The sequence below is a fragment of the Halorubrum aidingense JCM 13560 genome (genome assembly GCF_000336995.1).
Lineage (GTDB): Archaea > Halobacteriota > Halobacteria > Halobacteriales > Haloferacaceae > Halorubrum > Halorubrum aidingense.
On the sequence record NZ_AOJI01000022.1, the window covers coordinates 211544 to 230670 of the forward strand.

Annotated in this window: 19 protein-coding genes; 5 read left to right on the plus strand and 14 right to left on the minus strand. The window is 67.8% G+C overall.

What is annotated here, in order from left to right:
• Positions 1–36: 36 nt before the first annotated feature.
• The 5 genes from C461_RS07880 to C461_RS07900 all read right to left on the minus strand — a co-directional run bounded on the left by C461_RS07880 (position 37) and on the right by C461_RS07900 (position 3506).
• Entirely contained in the window at positions 37–963 is a 927-nt protein-coding gene (locus tag C461_RS07880; RefSeq protein ID WP_008000170.1) for a DUF63 family protein, read from the minus strand.
• Positions 963–1412, minus strand: coding sequence for a universal stress protein (locus tag C461_RS07885; RefSeq protein ID WP_008000172.1), 450 nt, complete (start codon positions 1410–1412; stop codon positions 963–965). Before C461_RS07885 ends, C461_RS07880 begins: the two co-directional genes overlap by 1 nt.
• A 159-nt stretch (positions 1413–1571) precedes the next feature.
• Positions 1572–2492 carry a DNA adenine methylase gene (locus tag C461_RS07890; protein WP_008000174.1) on the minus strand — a complete coding sequence of 307 codons (921 nt, stop codon included), beginning with the start codon at positions 2490–2492 and terminating at the stop codon, positions 1572–1574.
• Between the two features lie 108 nt (positions 2493–2600).
• On the minus strand, positions 2601–2960 hold the full coding sequence (locus C461_RS07895) for a hypothetical protein (RefSeq protein WP_008000176.1): 360 nt from the start codon (positions 2958–2960) through the stop codon (positions 2601–2603).
• A 135-nt stretch (positions 2961–3095) separates the two neighbouring features.
• Positions 3096–3506: a hypothetical protein gene (locus C461_RS07900; protein ID WP_008000177.1), complete on the minus strand. Its 411-nt coding sequence runs from the start codon at positions 3504–3506 to the stop codon at positions 3096–3098.
• Between the two features lie 253 nt (positions 3507–3759).
• On the opposite strand from C461_RS07900, the gene C461_RS07905 reads away from it, so the two are divergent.
• Entirely contained in the window at positions 3760–4047 is a 288-nt protein-coding gene (locus tag C461_RS07905; RefSeq protein ID WP_008000178.1) for a hypothetical protein, read from the plus strand.
• A gap of 157 nt (positions 4048–4204) precedes the next feature.
• Here the strand turns inward: C461_RS07905 and C461_RS07910 are convergent, their stop codons facing one another.
• Entirely contained in the window at positions 4205–5242 is a 1038-nt protein-coding gene (locus C461_RS07910; protein WP_008000179.1) for an NAD(P)/FAD-dependent oxidoreductase, read from the minus strand.
• 122 nt (positions 5243–5364) lie between these two features.
• Complete coding sequence (locus C461_RS07915) at positions 5365–5769, minus strand: universal stress protein (protein WP_008000180.1); 405 nt, start codon at positions 5767–5769, stop codon at positions 5365–5367.
• A 468-nt stretch (positions 5770–6237) separates the two neighbouring features.
• Here C461_RS07915 and C461_RS16175 point away from each other — a divergent pair, with 468 nt between their 5' ends.
• Entirely contained in the window at positions 6238–6372 is a 135-nt protein-coding gene (locus C461_RS16175) for a hypothetical protein (RefSeq protein ID WP_275039110.1), read from the plus strand.
• Positions 6365–7708 carry an MFS transporter gene (locus C461_RS07920; protein WP_008000181.1) on the plus strand — a complete coding sequence of 448 codons (1344 nt, stop codon included), beginning with the start codon at positions 6365–6367 and terminating at the stop codon, positions 7706–7708. Before C461_RS16175 ends, C461_RS07920 begins: the two co-directional genes overlap by 8 nt.
• A gap of 9 nt (positions 7709–7717) precedes the next feature.
• On the opposite strand, the gene C461_RS07925 is transcribed toward C461_RS07920, so the two are convergent.
• Positions 7718–8506: a DUF7260 family protein gene (locus C461_RS07925; protein WP_008000182.1), complete on the minus strand. Its 789-nt coding sequence runs from the start codon at positions 8504–8506 to the stop codon at positions 7718–7720.
• Between the two features lie 198 nt (positions 8507–8704).
• Here C461_RS07925 and C461_RS07930 point away from each other — a divergent pair, with 198 nt between their 5' ends.
• Positions 8705–9460 (plus strand): competence/damage-inducible protein A, encoded by a 756-nt coding sequence (locus C461_RS07930; protein WP_008000183.1) that lies wholly within the window; start codon positions 8705–8707, stop codon positions 9458–9460.
• A gap of 3 nt (positions 9461–9463) precedes the next feature.
• On the plus strand, positions 9464–10333 hold the full coding sequence (locus tag C461_RS07935) for an SDR family NAD(P)-dependent oxidoreductase (RefSeq protein ID WP_008000184.1): 870 nt from the start codon (positions 9464–9466) through the stop codon (positions 10331–10333).
• 930 nt (positions 10334–11263) lie between these two features.
• Here the strand turns inward: C461_RS07935 and C461_RS07940 are convergent.
• The 6 genes from C461_RS07940 to C461_RS07965 form a co-directional block, all read right to left on the minus strand.
• Positions 11264–11935 (minus strand): DUF1028 domain-containing protein, encoded by a 672-nt coding sequence (locus tag C461_RS07940; protein ID WP_008000186.1) that lies wholly within the window; start codon positions 11933–11935, stop codon positions 11264–11266.
• Positions 11932–14040 carry an ABC transporter ATP-binding protein gene (locus C461_RS07945; protein WP_008000187.1) on the minus strand — a complete coding sequence of 703 codons (2109 nt, stop codon included), beginning with the start codon at positions 14038–14040 and terminating at the stop codon, positions 11932–11934. The genes C461_RS07940 and C461_RS07945 overlap by 4 nt, the downstream gene beginning before the upstream one ends.
• Entirely contained in the window at positions 14037–14927 is an 891-nt protein-coding gene (locus C461_RS07950; RefSeq protein ID WP_008000188.1) for an ABC transporter permease, read from the minus strand. Before C461_RS07950 ends, C461_RS07945 begins: the two co-directional genes overlap by 4 nt.
• A complete protein-coding gene (locus tag C461_RS07955) occupies positions 14927–15886 on the minus strand; it encodes an ABC transporter permease (RefSeq protein WP_008000189.1) in 960 nt (319 codons plus the stop codon). Before C461_RS07955 ends, C461_RS07950 begins: the two co-directional genes overlap by 1 nt.
• A 55-nt stretch (positions 15887–15941) precedes the next feature.
• Positions 15942–17513 carry an ABC transporter substrate-binding protein gene (locus C461_RS07960; RefSeq protein ID WP_008000190.1) on the minus strand — a complete coding sequence of 524 codons (1572 nt, stop codon included), beginning with the start codon at positions 17511–17513 and terminating at the stop codon, positions 15942–15944.
• Positions 17514–17738: 225 nt separating this feature from the next.
• Positions 17739–18989: a Zn-dependent hydrolase gene (locus C461_RS07965; RefSeq protein WP_008000191.1), complete on the minus strand. Its 1251-nt coding sequence runs from the start codon at positions 18987–18989 to the stop codon at positions 17739–17741.
• Positions 18990–19127: the final 138 nt, after the last annotated feature.

Genomic DNA, 19127 nt, shown 5'->3' on the forward strand with positions numbered 1-19127 from the left:
GCCGTGACCTGCCGCCCGTCAGTTCGACCGCCGCACTCACGCCACCACCGAAAAGAGCAGCAAGTTGTGCGCCGCGGGCCCGAGCCCGACGGCGGCGATGAACCCCAACAGGAGGTACCCCTCCGCGGGCTCGTCTCGCACGTACGGCGTGAACAGCCAGACGACGAGGCTCGCGACCGCGAGCTTGACCAGTACGAACAGCCACCCCTCGCCGAACACCGGCACCGCCGGGAGCCCCTCGATCTCCAGGATGAGCCGCGAGAGGGGCGTCCGCTCGCCGAACCCGAGCTGGGTCGTTCCGACCGCGGTCGAGGCGCCGTCGAGCGCGTGTCCGAACACGGCGAGCGCGCCGACGCCGCCGGTTATCCCCGTCTCCGGACGGGCTCTGGTGAGGCCGGTCCAGACGAGCGCGGCGATCGGAACGGCCGCCGCGAGCGAGACGGCCGACCAGAACGCGCCGTCGGTCGAGATGCCGGCGGCGACGGCGACGGCGACGACCGGGACGAGCGCGAGCGTCCCGACCGCGGCGAGCGCCCGGGGAACACCCGATCCGGCCGGGTCGCGCTCGGCTCCTCGACCGTCGGCGGCGGCGGCCGCCTCTGCGTTGGTCGCGTCGGCCGCCTCTGCGTCGGTCGCGTCGGCCGCGAGCCAACTCGCGCCGGCGAGCGCGCCGACCGTGAGGTACACCGTCGGCGACCCCGCGAGCGGCCTCACGAGCGGCGGGAGCGCGTCGATCACGTACAGGACGTGGGCGGCCGATCCGAGGATCACCCACGGCGTGAGCGCGAGGACGTGCCGGTCGGTGACGGTGGGCGGGCGTCGCCGAAGTACGACGGCGACGACACCGGCCACGAGGAGCACCGCGAGGAGGTAGGGCGCCGGCGGGAGCGTCGTCCCGGCGGGGAGAAACGGGAGGGTGGCGGGAGCGGCGAGGGCGGCGAGGGCAGCGAGGGCGACCGCCATCACACCGACAGCACGGGCTGGCTGGCGTACAACAGGACGTACTCCGCGGCCTTCCCGAGCACCTGCCCGGGGTCGCCGCTGACGGGCTCGCGCGGGACGACGATGAAGTCGGAGTCGAGCTCTTCCGCGGTGTCGAGGACGACGCTTCCCGGGTGGACCGTCTTCACGGTCGTCGAGAAGCCGTACGCGATGGAGTTGCTGTGGGCGACGCCGGCGGCCTCGGCGCGCGTGGCGACCGAGTCGGTGAACGCCTCCGTGTCGTCGGCGACGTCGGCCGTCTCGACCACGCCGTGGTCGAGCGCGCGGACCACGTCCTCGTCAAGCACGTACAGGGCGTGGACGCTCGCGTCGTACTCGCTCGCGACCGTGATCGCGTAGTCGACCGCCTCGTGGGACTCCTCGCTCCCGTCGACGGGAACGAGGACGAGGTCGATGTCGAGATCGGTCATACCTGGACGTCGTCGGGGGAGTTCAAAAAGCCCGCCCCATGCGATCGGGCGGGTCGGTCGGTGGACGGCGGCCGCGATGGGCGGCGGACGCGGTGGACGGCGGACGCGGTGGACGGCGGCCGCGATGGACGGCAAGCGACGGCGGACGCCTCCCGATCGTCAGAACTCCGGGAGCCCGCGTTGCCCGCCGTCGAGTCGCTCGTCGGGCGGCACGTTCGTCGCGACGATCTCGTCGACCGCGTCGCGGTTGTCGGGATCGCTGTTGATCGCGCGGGTCGCGCCCTCCACGTCGACGTGGAGGCCGGCCTCGGCGTACGGCTCGTACATCACGCCGCTGTTGCTCACCACGACCCACACCCCCGCCTCGTCGAGCGCGCCCGCCACGTCGAGCAGCCGACGCTGGTCCTCGCGGTCGAAGCCGTCGGCGCTGTACTCGTTGAAGCTCGCGGTCGCGCTCATCGGCTCGTACGGCGGATCGAAGTAGACGAGGTCGCCCGGCTCGGCGACGTCGAGCACGTACGCGAAGTCGTCGTTGCGGATCGTCGTCGTCGCGAGCACGTCGCTCGCCCGCCGGATCCGGTCGCGCTGGACCCAGTCCGGGTTCGCGTACCGACCGACGGGGACGTTGAACCCGCCGTCGGCGTTCTCGCGGTAGAGCCCGTTGTAGCAGGTCCGATTCAGGTACAACAGGAGCGCGGCCTCCGTCAGCGGATCGAACTCGCTCTCGTACGGCCGTCGGTTGAACCGCGCGCGCTGTTGGTAGTAGTAGCTCTCGACGGAGCGGTCCCGGGCCGTCGTCTCGTCGTACGGGAGCGACGGGTCCGGGTCGGCCTCGGGGTCGTCGAACGACGCCAGCCGATCGATGAGCGCCTCGGGATCGTCTCGCACCTGCTCGTAGAAGTTCACCAGCCGGGGATTCGCGTCGTTGATCGTCGCGTCGGGCGGTTCGAGGTCGAAGAAGAGCGCGCCGCCGCCGATGAACGGCTCGTGGTAGCGGTCGTGGTCGGTCGGGAACCGGGCGTACAGCTCGTCGAGGAGCTGCCGCTTCCCGCCGGCCCACTTCAGGATCGGCTCGGCCATGCGATGTCGGGACTCCCCGGCGCCGGCGTATAAACGTCTCGGGCGAGGCGAGACGGAGCTAAAAAGCGAGACGGCGGTGGAGGGCGGACGGCCGACCGGGTCTCCCGATCAGTCGTCGGCCGGTTCCCCTTCGGCGGTGTCGCTCTCGGTGGCATCTCCGTCCACGACGCCGCCGTCGCCGGTGGCGCCGAGATTCGGGGTCGGGAGGTCCGAGACGTGGGCGGCCGCCTCCTCGAAGTTCGGCCCGGGCTCGATCGTGCCCGCTTCGCGGTCCCACTCGATGTAGCCGGCCTCCTCCAAGGCGGGGAGGTGTTGCTCACGGAGTTCGGCGGCGATATCGTCGGCGCTGCCGCGGAGATTGAGGTCCGCGACCGTCTCGACGGTCCCGTCGGCGAGTCCGGCGATGACTCGCCATCGATCGGGCTCCGTGGCTGCCGCCGGCCGTGAGGTGGAGGTGTTCCGTATCATGCTGTGTCGCTCCGTATCTTACGATCGACTGGAGTGAAATAAATGTATGGGGCAACGTGTCAGTGCCCGCGACGAGACGCACGATCCGGTACCGCGCGAGCGCCGCTCGCTTCTGCGCACGGACTCCCTCGCGTCCTATCGAACTCGGAGCCCGCGATGCAGGGTGTACCCGGCGACGATCAGAAAGATGAACGGGAGCCCGGTGAGCGGGTGCGCCAACAACGCGCCGGCCGCGAGGATCAGGTATCCCTTCTCTGGCGGTCGCCACGCCGTCCGGCGTCGCATCGAGCCGAGTTCGGCCCGGAACGCGACGAGCAGCGCGCCGCCGACGAGAAGCCACGCCGCGCCGCCGACCGCCGCGGCGAGAACGCCTCCGGTCTCGGCAACGGGGCCGGCGACGGCGTCGAGGGCGGCGGGGTATCCACGCTCTCCCGAGTCGATCAGCGACGACGCCACGAGCGACACGGGCAGGTACAGCGCGGTCAGTGCGACCACCGTCCAGAAGGGGACGTTCGCCTGCGTGCTCGGCGGCGGGTGCTCCGTCATAAATACGCAAGGAGGGGAGCGGGCAGAAACCCTCCGGTTCCGGTGCCGTCCCGGACGTCGTCGAGGAGGTGCAGCCGCGCCAACGGCGCCGAATTCACAGATATATGAGAGGTGTACGACTCCGTACCATGGTAGATAGTACACTCCGTTAACAACCGTTTTAGACCGATCTAGCGAATGATCCATGCTACCCTTTCTCAAAACATATTTGGAATATGAAAGGTATATATCGGCGGAGCGTGTACCCGTTAGTATGCACCCCACGACCATCGGATCGGCGGCGGACCGCAACGCGAGCGGCGCCGGCGTCCTGTCCACCGGTAGCTCTCCGAAAGGCACCGTCGCGTTCGTCGCGCTCTTCACCCTCCCGTTTTTCATCGCGGAGCATCCGCTGGCCGCGGTGACCCTCCTCGTCGGCGGCGTCGCCGTCGCGGCCATCTCGCGATCGATCGCCGACCACGCTCGCCGACACCGGGGATCGGTGCGACACCTGACGCTCCCCGGTCTCGGCACGGTCGAGTACCGATTCACCCGGAGCTAAATACGGTTTATCCGGAGCTAAGTACCCGTTCACCCGGAGCTAAATACGGTTTACCCGGAGCTAAGTACCCGTTCACCCGGAGCTAAATACGGTTTACCCGGAGCTAAGTACCCGTTCACCCGGAGCTCCCGCGAACCGCACCGCTCCGTCGTTCTTTTTATATCCCGTCCGCCACGTGCTCGCCGACGGTGAGTCCGTTCGCGAGCGCGGCGTGGAGCCGGCCCTCGCCGGCGACCCAGTCACCGGTCAGAAACAGCCCCGCTTCGCGCGCCGACTCGACCGGGTCGCTATCGACGCCCGTCTCCGGCTGTGCGTACCGCCAGCCCTGGTGATCCGTCCAGTCGGGCGCCGCGAGCCGGTCGTCGCCCACGATCGCGGCCGCGTGCTCGGCGAGGGCCGCGACGTTCGTCGCCGGATCGTCGTCGTAGCGCTCGACCGACCACTCGTGGTTCGCCTGCGCGATCAACAGCGTCTCGCCGTCGGGGACGTGACCGGCCTTGCACTCCTCGCGGGAGATCCACCCGACGGCGTGCTCCTTGTCGGTGTTGACGAGTCCGTAATAGGGGACGTCGACCGCGAACGGATAGTGGAGCGCGGCGGTCCAGACGGTCCGGAACGCGACCTCGCCGACGGCGTCGACGAGCCGCTCGCGGAGGGGGGCGTCCCACTCGGCGTCGCCGAGTAGCTCGGCGGTCTGCGGCGCCGGCGGGTTCAACAGCAGGGCGTCGAACGGCCCCCACGTCGCCCCGTCCGCGTCGTCGAGCTCCCACTGTGAACCCGCCCGGCGGACCCGCTCGACGCGAGTCCGCCGGTGGACCGTCGCGTCGGTCCGCGCGAGCAGCCGCTTCGCGACCTGGGTGAGCCCTCGACGGTAGCTCCACTTGTGCGCGTCGGCGTCGCGCCCCGGCGACACCGTCCCGTCCGCGTTGAACGTGTAGATCGGTTCGGTGACGTCGACGAGGCCGTCGTCGTCGAGCACGTTCGTGATCAACTCGACGACGCGCTCGTCGTCGGCCTTCAGGTAGTTCGCGCCGTAATCGTACGTGCAGTCGTCGCGGCGGCGCGTCGCCGCGCGACCGCACACCCCGCCGGACTTTTCGAGGATCGTTACGTCCGCCTCGGGAGCGGCGTCAGCGAGCGCGAACGCCGCGGCCGCCGCCCCGGCGCCGGCGCCGACGATGCCGATGTGTGTCACACTCTCCGTACACACTCGGAGCACTTAATCGATGGCTCGGTGAGGGCGACGCGGCCCGAACGGGCCGAAGCCGACGAGTCGCTCGCCACGCCGTCAGGGTATTCACCAAAGCGGTGAGACGCTCACCGGTCTTCCGGACCGACCACCATGACTGGAACGTCGGCGCCGCGCTGGACGCGAACCGGGAGCGTCTCGGGGTTGACCAGTCGGTCGAGTCCGGTCCGGCGCGCGGAGCCGACGACGATCAGGTCGGCGTCGTGGCACTCGGCGAAGTCGAGCACCTCGTCGTGCGCGGTGCCGTATCGGAACCACTTGTCCACGTCGACGTCGGCGGCCGCACCGCGCGCCTCGACCTCTTCGACGAGGGTCTCGCCGGTGCGCTCGTGGCGCTCGACGGCCATGTCCCAGTGCTCGGTCGTGTCGACGACGTACAGGGCGTCGACGGTGCCGCCGTGCACGGCGGCGACGTCGAGCGCGGTCCCGGCGGCGGCCCGGCCAGCGTCGTCATCGCGGACGACGACGAGCACGCGCTCGAACCGCCCGGCTGCGGGGGACGCCGACGAGGGTGACGATGCAGACGCCGACGAGGACGACGATGCGGACGCCGACGAGGACGACGATGCGGACGCCGACGAGGACGACGGGACTCTGGTGGTCGGTGCGATGGGGTCTGACTCCGCGAGATCTGGATCGGCTGACATGGATTCGTGTGCCGGTCGCCGCTCCGAAACGACCCCGGCCGTGCTTACTCCGATAGTGGCGAAGGCGTTACTTAATCATTTTCGACAGGATAGACGATTATCATTATCTATTGGCTCGTCTGCAGCGATACGCCTGACAAATGTCGAACGATTATGCAGTTCTACGGCGAAATTTGGTAAAAATCTGTGATCGAAACTACCGGATTCGCGCGACGCGGCGTCGGTCGGGCGCTTCTCCGCGGCAGCCGCCGACGATGGGGGCAAGAACCTCCCGAACGACGCGTTTTAATCGGTGTGTGTGTCGAGTACGAGACGAACGCGGTCACGACCGAGGCCGACGCGGTCGCGGTCGCCGACGCTATCGACACGATCTCCATCGACATGATCTCCAACACCACTGCAGGCGCGACGCACCGCAACGATGGGTGACGAACCGGCTTCCGACGGCGACGGCGTGGATTACGCCGGACGCGCGTCCGAGATACTCGGTTTCTCCCGGTGGTGGCAGATCCTCGCTGCGGCCGGGATGATGGCCGCCGTGAGCCCCTACCAGTACGTCTGGTCGTCGATCGAACAGCCCCTCGCGGAGAGCCTCGACATCGCGCTCCCGGCGCTCGGGGCGGTGTTCTCGTTTTACGTCGTGTTCCAGTCGCTCTCGCAGTTCCCGGCCGGGAAGTGGCGCGACAGCCGCGGTCCGGGCGCGCTCACGTTCCTCGCGGCCCTGTTGGCCGGCGGGGGGTACATCGGTCTCGCGTACGCGACCAGCGTCTGGCAGCTGTACCTGCTGTACTCGCTCGGGGCGGTCGGCGTCGGCATCGTGTACACGGTCGCGGTCAACACCGCGGTCAAGTGGTTCCCGGACCGAACCGGGCTCACTACCGGGATCGGCACGATGGCGTTCGCCGGCGGGAGCGCGCTCGTGGTCCCCTACGTCCGCGCGAACGCGACGGTCACCGCCTACAGCGACGTGCTCCGGAACGTGGGACTGGCGATCCTCGTCGTGACCCTCGTCGGGGCGTTCCTGCTTCGGGACCCGCCGGACGACTGGCTGGGACTGGACGATCGCAACTCCGACGACGATACCGACGGTGGGGCCGCCGACGACAACGGGAACGACACGAGGCTGGCGGCGTCGCTCCGGGGACGTGCCTACACGACGCGCGAGATGCTCTCGACGTGGCAGTTCTGGCTGCTGTACGCGATGTTCATCGCGACCGCCGGCGCCGACCTCATCGTCATCGCCAACGTGGTCCGGTTCGCCGACCACTTCGGGCTGGCCGCCGGGATCGCGACCGCCGCGGCGACCCTGCTCCCCGTCGCGGCCGGGGTCTCGCGGATGATCCTCGGCGAGGCCTCGGACCGGTTCGACCGCAAGTGGGTGATGGCGATCTCGTTCGTCCTCGCCGGCCTGTTCCGGATCGCGCTCATCGGCGCCGGGTCCGCGGGGTCCGGCGTCCTCTTTATCGCGCTCGTGATGGGGGCGATGTTCTTCTCCTCCCCGCTGTACGTCTACTTCCCGGCGCTGCTCGCCGACTACTACGGCGCGCGGCACTCGTCGGGCAACTACGCGGTGTTGTACACCGCGAAGGTCGGCGGCGGCGTCTTCGCCGGCACCGTGACCGGCTACCTCGTCGCCACCTTCGGCTGGACTCCGACGTTCGCGCTCGGCGGCGGCCTCGCGGTCGCCGCCGGCGTCGCCACGTTCGCGCTCCGCCCCCCGGGCGACGCCGGACTCGGGGAACCAGACGCGACGGCGACGGACTGACCGCCCGTCTCAAGCGGTCTCGGCCATCGACCGCTCGATCCGGTTGACGAGCGCGTCTAGGCGATCGCCGACCGCGCCGACGGCCGAGAGGACCGGATACGTGACGGCGAGGTCTTGGTACAGGTACGTCGGGAGGTCGATATCGTCGCCGAGCGCGAGGTCGCGCTCGTGGGCCGCCAACTCGCGCTGACGGCGGGCGGCGATCCGGTCGCAGTCGCCGAGCAGGACCTTCGCTCGGGCGCGAGACGCGTCGAGCGCACCGAACCCCGCATCGGGATCCGCGGTCCCCGCCATCGACTCCGTCTCGGCCGCTATCGGTGAGAGCCGGGTGGCGGCCCGCTCGACCGACTCGGTCTCCGAACGGACCGTCTTCAGGAACCGCTCGCGCTCTTCGACCGCGGTGTCCGCCGCGGCGAGCAGCGATCGCTTGTACTCGGCGTGGAACCGGGAAGTCCGAGCGAGCGCGTACGCCAACTCCGGTCCGAACTCGGCGGCGACGCTCCGTTCGTAGGTGTCGTCGTACTCGTCCTCGTAGTGCGGCACGGACATCACCGTCTCCACGTATGCGTCCCTGACCGCCACCAGCCCGGAACCGGGCGCGGGCGCCGTCTCGCGCATCGCGCCGCCGCTCCGCTGGGCCGGTTGGACAGTTTCAGCCGCGACCGAGTCCACTCGGCTCCGGAAGGCGCGAAACGCCTCGCGCTCGTCGACGACGCGCCGCCGCTCGATCCGAAGTCGCTCTCGCGCCTCGCCGAGTTGTTCCTCCCAGCCCGCCGACGATCCGGTACCCGTTGCCATACCGCACCCGTTAGGTGTCGCCGGCGTAAACGCTGCTATGAGGGGTATCCGGCGCGAAATAGCGGTATTGACTCCTCTATAGCACTCCCGAGTCGACGGAGAGAAAGGAGGACGGAGGGGTGGGAGACGGAGGGAAAGGAGAACGAAGCGATGGGAGACGGGAAACGCACATCCGTCGCCCGGCCTAAGAGGGCGGTAATGGACGTCGCGTTGATCACGGTCGGCGACGAACTGCTCTCGGGGGACACGGTGAACACGAACGCGAACTGGCTCGCGGCCGAGTTGAGCGACCGCGGGGTCGCCGTGCGGCGGATCCTCTCGATCCCGGACGACCGAGCGGTCATCGCGAAGCGCGTCAGCGAGTACGCCGCCGCCTTCGACGCGGTGATCGTAACGGGGGGACTCGGCGGCACGCCCGACGACGTGACGATGGAGGCCGTCGCGGACGCGTTCGACCGAGAGATGGCCCCCACCGACCTGACGCGGGAGGCGGTCGGGCGTCGGCTCGCCGAGATTCGCGACCGGATCCCCGACCGCGAGGTGGACGTGGACGTGGAGGCGGAGGCCGCGATCCCGGCGGGGAGCCGACCGCTGCTGAACGAGGCGGGGCTCGCGCCCGGCTGCGTCGTCGAGGGCGTGTACGTGATGCCGGGAATTCCGAGCGAACTGAAAGCGATGTTCGACGCCGTCGCCGACGAGTTCAGCGGCGACCGGTGCTCGCGGTTCCTCTACACGGTCGAGCCGGAGTCGAACATCATCCCGGCGTTGACGGAGAGCATGGAGCGGTTCGACGTCGCCGTCGGCTGTTACCCCGACCGCGAGGCCGATCACAACCGCCTGAAGGTGACCGCCACCGACGACGAGGCGCTCGCCGGCGCCGCCGAGTGGCTGCTCGCGAACGTCGACGCGAGCGAGACGCCGGTGCGGCGCGGGTGGGGCGACGGGGGCGAGTAAGCGGTGCCGACGGACCTCGCCGACCGCGTCGTCGTTCTCACCGGAGCCACGAGCGGTATCGGTCGCCTCGCGGCGGTCGCCCTCGCGGAGCGCGGCGCCACCGTCGCGGCCGTCGGCCGAGACCGCGGCCGCGGCGAGTCGCTCGTCGCCGAGACCGCCGACGCGGCCGGGACGGTCCGATTTCACCGCGCCGACCTCGCGACGACCGCGGCGGTCCGGGACCTCGCCGCTCGGCTGCTGGAGGCGTACGATCGGATCGACGTCCTCGCGCACAACGCCGGCCTCTCGACCCGATCGCGGACCGAAACGGCCGACGGCGTCGAACTCACGCTCGCCGTGAACCACCTCGCGCCGTACCTGCTCACCCACGAGCTGTACGACCGGCTCGCCGCGTCGGCTCCCGCGAGAGTCGTCGTCACCGCCTCGGACATCCACCGGCGCGCCGCGTTCGACTTCGACGACCTCCAGTTCGCCGCCGACTACGACGCGCTGGACGCGTACGCCCGGTCGAAGCTCGCGACCGTGGCGTTCACGCTGGAGCTCGCGGCCCGAATCCCCGACGACGACGCGATCACGGCGAACTGCGTCCACCCCGGGTTCGTTCCCTCGACGAACCTGTTCCGCGACGCGTCCCTCCCGACGCGGGTCATGGTCCGCGCCGCCGGACTGGTCCCGGGCGTCGGGACCTCGGCGGACGAGGCCGCCGCTCGGGTGGTCCGACTGATCGCCGACGACACGTTCGCCGAGCGAACCGGCGCGTACGTCGGCGACGGCGACCTGACGCCGTCGACCGCGGCGAGCGATCCGGCGGCGCGCGAGCGGCTCTGGGAGGCGAGCGCCGAGCTGGTCGGCGTGGACGCCGACTGGCCGTGACGGGGCCGGCGGGCAGGGATCGCGGCCGGCGAGACAGACTGCAGCGGCGTCCCGACGTCGCTCGTCGGATCGGCCCACAAAAACATATGAATACTGGTGTCTCTAATAAACCACCGAGGAAACGATAGATATAGCGGTACCTCGATCTCCCTCGACCGGTGCGTTCGGAGCGATCGTCGATTCGTGAACGCACACCCAAGTGAGGCAACCAAAGTGAGACAACCAAAGTGAGACAACCAAAGTGAGATTGACTCGATAGCGGGAGTGGATGTTGTCGACCGTCGCTGGCGACGTCGTTTATCCACGTCGTATATAAATAATCGCGAGCGGGGCGACGATCGGTTATAAATGGACCGTGCGGTTGGCGTCGCCGATTGCAAGCGAGAGCGCCGCTGTCTCTCTGCGCTTCGACGGGGAAACCCGGTGCGCGCTGCAATGCGGCGCGGTTGCAGAGAGGTGACCTCGCCAGCAGCGATTTATATATGGCCGACAGCAACACCACCGGTTCATCTATAACTGATCGTTCACGCCGTCGATCGGAACCCACTGTCCGCAAGTCGTTGGCAGGTCATTCGCAAGTCGCTCGCAGGTCGTTCGCAGGTCGTCCGCAACGGAACTCGGACCCGCGCGCCCGCCGATCGCGAATCGGACCGGCGTATCAGCCTCGAAATATAGCTCTGACTCGACGTGCCTCAGATATACCAGAATTCATAGTACTATATTATTATGAGATGTACGAACAACGTCTCCGCGCTCGTCCGGGCCACGGTCACGGTGAAGACACCGATTCGCGGGGGGTTCTCCGCGCGCCGCTCTCGTGTGCTGAATCGTCGAGAGCGGGGGCGACCGCGATCGGGGCCGCCCTCGCCCTTCGGATCGTCGTCGCCGACCGTAGACACGTGTCGGCGGTGGGCCGCCGGCGCGATCCGTTCAGTCCGTCTCCGGCGGCGGGAACCGCTGTAGGTCCAGGTTCGGATACTCGGCGGCCCAGTCGGCGCCGGCGGTCGCCGCCGCGTCGTGGACTCGCTCGAGTTCTGTCACCGCGTCGGTGTGTTCGTCGACGCGGAGGTCGTGTTCGATCCGCGGAGTCTCCGGGTCGAACACGACGAGGGCCGCGCTCTGGGCGTTCGGTCCGCGTTTGTCGCCGCCCGCGTCTTCGCCCGCGCGGAGCGCCGCGAGCAGTCGGCGGTCGAGCGGCCGGTCCCCGGCCGCCGCGAACGCGTCGGTCATCGCTTCGAGCACCGCGGGTCCCGAGAGCATGTTCCCGGCCACGGTGTGCGTCTCCGCCGCGGCGTCGCCCGCGAACGACTCGCAGTCGGAGCCGGTGTGCGTCACGGTCTCGCCCGCCCCGTCGATCCCGTGGACCTGTCGCTGGTCGGCGTGCTCGTCGGCGGCCAGCAGCGCCGAGACCGCCTCGTCGACGGACGCGCCCCGAGCCATGCGGTCGGTCGCGCGGACGCCGATCGGCGTCTTCGTCATCGCCTGCGTGCAGACGGCCCCGTCGCGACAGACGAACGGCGCCGTCGAGCCGACGGCGATCGCCTTCGTGGCGATCGCGGCGCCGTGTCGACCGTCGACGGACGCGCAGATCGAGAAGGTCACGCGTCGCTCTCTCCGGTCTCGTACAGCGGGTCAGACATGTCCGCCTCGGACAGGTGACAGGATATCTGGTGGGTCGATTCGCCGCCGACCGGCTCCGGAACCGGGACGTCGGTCTCGCACACGTCGCCGATCTTCTTCGGGCACCGCGTGTGGAACGGGCACCCGCTCGGCGGGTCGAGCGGGCTCGGCACGGTCCCGTCGAGCAGGATCCGCTCCGGCTGCGTCTCGGGTGTCGGGTGCGGGACCGCCGAGAGGAGACTCTCCGTGTACGGGTGGTACGGGGCGTCGAACACTTGGTCGACCGATCCGATCTCGGCGATCTTGCCGAGGTACATGACGGCGACCCGGTCGCAGATGTGCTGGACGACGCTGATGTTGTGCGAGATGAACAGGTACGACAGGCCGAACTCCGCTTGGATGTCGTCGAGCAGGTTGAGGATCTGCGCCTGCACGCTCACGTCGAGCGCCGAGACCGGCTCGTCACAGACGATGAGGTCCGGCTCCACGGCGAGGGCGTTAGCGATCGCGATCCGCTGTTGTTGCCCGCCCGAGAACTGGTGCGGGTACTTGTCGACGTCGCTCGCCTGCAGGCCGACGCGTTCTAACAGCTCCGCGATCCGCTCGCGCTTCTCGTCGCCCGTGGCGATCCCGTGCTTCTCCATCCCCCGCCCCACGATCTGCCCGACGGTCTTCCGGGGGTTGAGCGAGCTCTTCGGGTCCTGAAAGATGATCTGCATCTCCTGACGGAGACTGCGGATCGCCGATTTGCCGAGCGAGTGAAGCGGCTGGCCGTCGAAGTACACCTCGCCGGCCGTCGGTTCGAGCAGTTGCATGACGGTCCGGGCGACCGTCGACTTCCCGCAGCCGCTCTCGCCGACGAGCCCGACCGTCTCGCCGCGGTTGATCGTGAAGTCGACGCCGTCAACCGCTTTCACGTACCGGCGTTCGAGCGTTAACCCTCCGCCGTCCGTCCGCGCGAGCGAGAGGTTCCCGAACAACCCGTCGCCCGACGGGAAGTGCTTTTTCAGCCCGTTCACTTCGAGCAGCGGGTCGTCGGCGATATCCTTCTGCTGTCGCGCGTCGCCCGCTTCGACGGCCGACTCCGAGAGGTCGAGTTCGTCCGAGCGGATACACGCCGCGTGCGATCCGCCCTCCCCGTCGGAGGCGGGTTCGAGCGTCGGGTCGTCGCCGGTTCGACACGCGTCGACGGCGTGAGGACACCGCTCCGCGAAGTTGCAGCCGTCGGGGAGCGATTTGAGGTCCGGCATCGACCCGGGGAGCGCGTAGAGGCGGTCGCGGTCGGAGTCGACCGCCGGGATCGCGTCTATCAGCGTCCGGGTGTACGGGTGTCGCGGTCGCGCGAAGATCGACGACACCGCTCCCGTCTCGACGAGGTTCCCGGCGTACATGACGCCCACGCGGTCGCACGTCTGTGCGACGACGCCCAGGTTGTGCGTGATCATCAGAATCGAGACGCCGTGTTTCTCGCGCAGGTCGTTGAGCAGATCGAGGATCTTCGCCTGCGTCGTGACGTCGAGGGCGGTCGTCGGCTCGTCGGCGATGATCAGGTCCGGCTCACACGCCAGCCCGATCGCGATGAGGATCCGCTGTCGCATCCCCCCGGAGAACTCGTGCGGGTACTCGTCGATCCGCTCCGCCGGAGCGGGGATCTCTACCTCCCGCATCGCGTCGATCGCGATCGTCCGGGCCTCCGCGGAACTCACGTCCTGGTGGAGTTCGATCGTCTCGGTGATCTGCTGGCCGACCGTCAACACGGGATTGAGCGCGGTCATCGGGTCCTGCGGGATGAGCGTGATCTCGTTGCCGCGGACGCCCTGCATCTCCTCTTCTGACAGCGAGAGGAGGTCTCGGTCGCCGAAGGTGATCGAGCCGGAGACGATCTCGCCGGGGTAGTCGATCAGCTGCATGATCGACCTCGCGGTGACGCTTTTTCCGGCGCCGGACTCGCCGACGATGCCCATGACCTCGCCCTTCTCCAACGAGAAAGAGACGTCGTCGACGGCCGTCACCGTCCCTTCTTCAGTGCGGAACTGCGTCCGAAGCGATTCGACCGACAACAGCGGGTCTGTGGTGTTCGGGTTCATTCGATGATCTCCCCTTTCGGATCCAGCACGTCGCGGAGCCCGTCGCCGAGCAGATTAAACCCGATGACGGCGGTTGCGATGGCCGCCGCCGGGAAGAAGACCATCCACGGGGCGTCACCCATGTACGCCCACCCGGAGTTGATCATCAACCCCCACGACGGCTCCGGCGGCTGCACGCCGAGCCCGAGGAACGAGAGGCTCGCTTCGAGCAGCATGGTAAACGCGATGTTGATCGACCCCTGAACCAGCAGCGGGCCGACGCAGTTCGGCAGCACCTCGCGGAAGATGATGTACAGATCGCTCTCGCCGCGGGCCTCCGCCGCCTCGATGTACGACTCGTTGCGCACCGACAGCGCCGCGCTGCGTGCCACGCGCGCGATAAACGGCGTGTACACCAGCGCCAACGCGATGATGACGTTGTTCAGGCTCGGCTCCATCACCGCGACGATGGTGAGCGCCAACAGGATCGGCGGGAACGACATCATGGCGTCCATCGCGCGCATCAGGGCCTCGTCGGTGAGCCCCTGGTAGTAGCCCGCGACGATCCCGATCGAGGTGCCCATGACCATTGCCGCGCTGATCGACGTGAACCCGACGTACAGCGAGATCTGCGTGCCCAACACGACGCGGCTGAACACGTCTCTCCCGAGTTCGTCGGTCCCCATCGGATGCGAGAGGCTCGGCGCGGCCTCCCTGTTGGGAACGTTCGTCGCACCGGGATCGTACGGGACGATCTCCGGGAACAGGGACGTGACGATAGCGATGACGAACAGGCTCACGACGATGCCGAGCCCGATCATCGCCTTCTGGTTCCGGCGGAACTGACGGATAAACCGACCGTAGTGCGCCTTCCGCTCGTCGCTTATCGAGAATCGCTCGGACGACATCAGTCGGACCCTCCGTATCGGATGCGCGGATCGACGTACGCGTAGAACGCGTCCGCGAGGAAGTTCGAGAGCATGTAGATCAGCGCGATAACGATGATACAGCCCTGTAAGAGCGGGATGTCGCGGTTCTCGATCGCGGTGAGCGTGAGGCGACCGATACCGGGCCACGAGAACACCTCTTCGAGCACCACGACGCCGCCGAACGCGTAACTGAACTGGAACGCGATGACGGTGATGACCGGAATCGCCGCGTTCTTCAGCGCGTGTCGAAGGACGACGGCCCGCTCGCTGAGCCCCTTCGACCGCGCGAACTCGACGTAGTCTTCGCTCAGTTCGTCGATCATACTCGATCTGGTCATACGCATGATGTACGCGGTGAGCGCGACGCCCATCGCGCTCGCCGGCAAGACGAGGTGGTGGAGCGCCCCGACGGGATCGACCCACGGCGAGACGTATCCGCGGGTGGGGAAGCCGTTAATCGTGAGCGCGAACGCGTAGATGAACACGAGTCCCCAGAGGAAGATCGGCAGCGAGAGCCCCAAGAACGCCAACATCGACGCGGTCAGATCGGTCGGCGTGTTCTTTTTCACGGCGGCGATGATCCCGAGCGGAATCGAGAGCGTCACCGAGACGGCCGTCGCCGACACCGCCAGCAGCAGCGATCGCGGGAGCCGAACAGCGATCTGATCGACGACCGGCGTGTTGTACCGCAGCGACATGCCCATGTCTCCCTGTGCCAAATTAACGATCCAGTCGACGTACTGCACGAAAAGCGGCTGATTCAATCCGAGTTGGGCTTCCAACTGGGCGATCGACTCCGCGTTCGCGTTCGGTCCGAGGATGAGGAGCGCGACGTTACCCGGAAGGATGTTCGTCAACCCGAAGGTGATGAGCGTCACGAGAAACAGCGTCACCGCCATGAATCCGAGCCGTTTGGCGAGGTAGTTGGCGAACGCCATCTATGTGCGTATCCCGGATCGGTACGTGGAGGTCTGTGTCATTGTGCGACTGTGGTTATTCCAGTTGCGTGCCTTCGAACCGGAACGTCGAGCCGTCCGGTGACATGACCTCGCCGGTGTAGTTGTTGTGACGCGCCATGAGCGTGGGCGCCCAGTACAGCAGGATGTGACCGGAGCGACGCTCCTTGAGCATCTCCGCCGCCTCGTGGTACAGCGGCGCCCGATTCTCCATGTCGTACATCGTCCGGGCCTCGTCGATCAGGTCGTTGTACTCCTGGTCCTCCCAGCCGGTGAAGAAGAACGCTCCGTCGCTGTGAAGCGGGCGGTGGAACCCGGCGTCCGGGAACCACAGCGCGAGGTACGAGCTCGTCGTCGCCTGGAAGTTCTGGTCGGAGTACACGTCGCTGAGCCAGTTGCTCCACGTGATCTGTTGGATATCCAGTTCGATCCCGACCTGCGCGGCGGACGCCTCGATGACCTGTGCGGCGGTGACTTGGTCGTTGTACTGCTCGGGGATCTGGAACGTCGCCTCGAACCCGTCGGGGTACCCCGCGGCCTCCAGGTGCTCTTGGGCCTTCTCGAAGTCCTGCTCTCGCGGCTCGAGATCGGGGTGCTCCCACTGGCTCCCGGGCGACGCGGGGCTGGTCGCTACCTGTCCCTGTCCGTACAGCGCCGCCTCCATGACCTCTTGTTTGTCGATCGCGTATTCGAGCGCGAGCCGGGCGTCGCGGTTATCGAACGGCGGCTCGTTGCAGTTGACGCCGAGGTAGGTGAGCGACTTCGGGAACCGCCTGATGAAATCGACGTCCTCGTCCGCGTCGAGGTCTTCGGCGTGCCTGGGCGGCACGTCGTTGATGAAGTCGACTTCGCCCGCGTTGAACGTGTTCAGGCGGTTGTCGTCGTCCGAGATCTCGAGTTTCGTCACCTTGTCGAGGTACGGGAGCTCGTCGTCCCAGTAGTCGTCGAACTTCGTCATCACGAACTCGCTGTCGATCTCGATGCTGTCGAACTGGAACGGGCCGGTCCCGATCGGCTCGGATATCGAGTCCTGCTGGGCCTGCTCGGCCGTGAGGATGTGCATGTCCGAGGTCGCCATCCGGAACAGCATCGGCGCGAACGGCTCCGCGAGCCGCATGACGAAGGTGTGATCGTCGGGCGTCTCCATCGAATCCACCCGGTCCATATATCCGGCGGCGATCGCTTCGCCGTCGCGGATTCGCCGGAACGATTCGATGACGTCTTCGGACGTGAATTCGGTGCCGTCGTGGAAGACGACGTCTTCTCTGAGCGAGAACGTGATTTCGAGGTTGTCGTCCGAGGTTTCCCACGACTCCGCGAGCAGCGGTTCGAGGTCGTAATCCCAGTTAACCCTGAGCAGGCCCTGCGTGATGTTCTCGAGGACGCGTGCGGTCGCCGCCGCGCTTTCGAAGTGCGGATCGAGGCTCTGGACCGGGACGCTCCCGCCCCAGAGCAGGGCGTTTTCCTCGTCGGACACGCCGCCGCTGTCCGGCGTGTCCGCCGTCTCGCCGCTCCCGTCGTCGCCGCCACCGTTGCCGTCGCCGTCGCCGCCATCGCCGCCGAGACACCCGGCGAACGCGATCGGAACCCCGGTCGCCGCGGCCTTCATGAACAACCGACGGCTCGGTCCGTCTGACGACGCGCCGTCACTATGACTACTGTTATTAGTTGTCATTCGCTGTAGCTCCGTACCGATGTTATCTATATAAAACTATGGGTCAGAATGGTTGCGCAGTGAGCGGCAGAATATTATCACATAATACTGTTTTGGAGGATCGACGCTTATTGATCGCCGCTCTGTGGGTTTTCCCGTGCCGGAGGTTCCACATTCACATCACGTCTCGATATTTTTGATCGCCCCGGCGAGCACGGCCGTCGCCGCCGCGCAGTCGCTCCAGTCCGTCCACTCGAGCGGGTTGTGAGAGATACCGTCAGCCGACGGCGCGAACAACAGGCCGGCGTCGGTCACCCGCGCGACGTTCATCGTGTCGTGTGCCGCCCCCGAGTGGAGTTCGAGCGCCGGAATGTCTGCCGTCTCGGCCGCGGTCCGCAAGCCCGACCGGCAGCGCTCCGCCATGGGTGCCGGCGGGACCATGTAGGGCCGTTCGATCCTCACCTCGACGTCCCGGTCGGCTTCGATGCGGCGGGCGCTGGCTTCGAGGTCCGAGACCAGCGACTCGATCGAGGCGTCGTCGACGTCGCGGATGTCGATTCCCAACCGCGCGTCACCGGGAATGACGTTCGTGGCGTTCGGGGACACGTCGAGGCTCCCGACGGTTCCGACCGCCGTCTGCGAGCCGTCCGTCACCGATCGGCGCGCGTCGGATTCCACGTCGAGCACGAGTTCGCTCGCGGCGGCCAGCGCGTCGGTCCGATCGGCCATCGGCGTCGATCCGGCGTGGTCGGCGTGTCCGATCACGTCCGCGTAACAGTGCGTGATCCCGGCGATGTCGCTCACGATCCCGACCGCGGCGCCCGCGTCTTCCAGCCGCGTCCCTTGCTCGACGTGGAGCTCGATCCACGCGCTCCACTCGCTCGCGTCGATCGACCCGGTTCCGCGGTACCCGATCCGCTCGAACTCCTCCTCGAAGGTGACGCCCGACTCGTCGGTGTACGAGAGCGTCTCGGCGACGGAGGAGCGCCCCGTCGCGACCGACGATCCGACGAGCCCGTTCCCGAACCGCTGTCCCTCCTCTTCGGTGAAGCAGACGACGTGAACGGGCCGGGCGAGTTCGACCGCCGCGTCTTGGAGCGCACGAACGGCCTCCAGCGCCGCGTACACCCCGAGCGGACCGTCGAATATCCCGCCGTGCGGCACGGAGTCGAGGTGACTCCCGGACGCGATGGGGGCCGCGTCCGGGTCCGCCGACGCCGGAACCCACCGCCCGACGACGTTTCCGACGGCGTCGATCGTGACGTCCATGTCGGCGGCTTGCAACCTGGTCACGAAGTAGTCTCGGGCGTCGCGGTTCGCATCCGTCCCCGCGAGCACGGTCCGTCCCCGTCCGTCGTCCACGTCCACGCGCCCGAACTCGGCGTTCGCCTCGATATCGGTCCGCAAGCGCGTTGTTGACACGGTGTCCATCACCGTTGTGGTGTCGCGTGCCGTGTGTTAAGCGTTCGTATTGGGACGATCGCCCTCGGCGCGACCGACTGCCGACCCCGCTCGGCGCGGCGATCGAGCGTTCGTCAAATGCGAACAATTATGGTGGATTCGACCGAG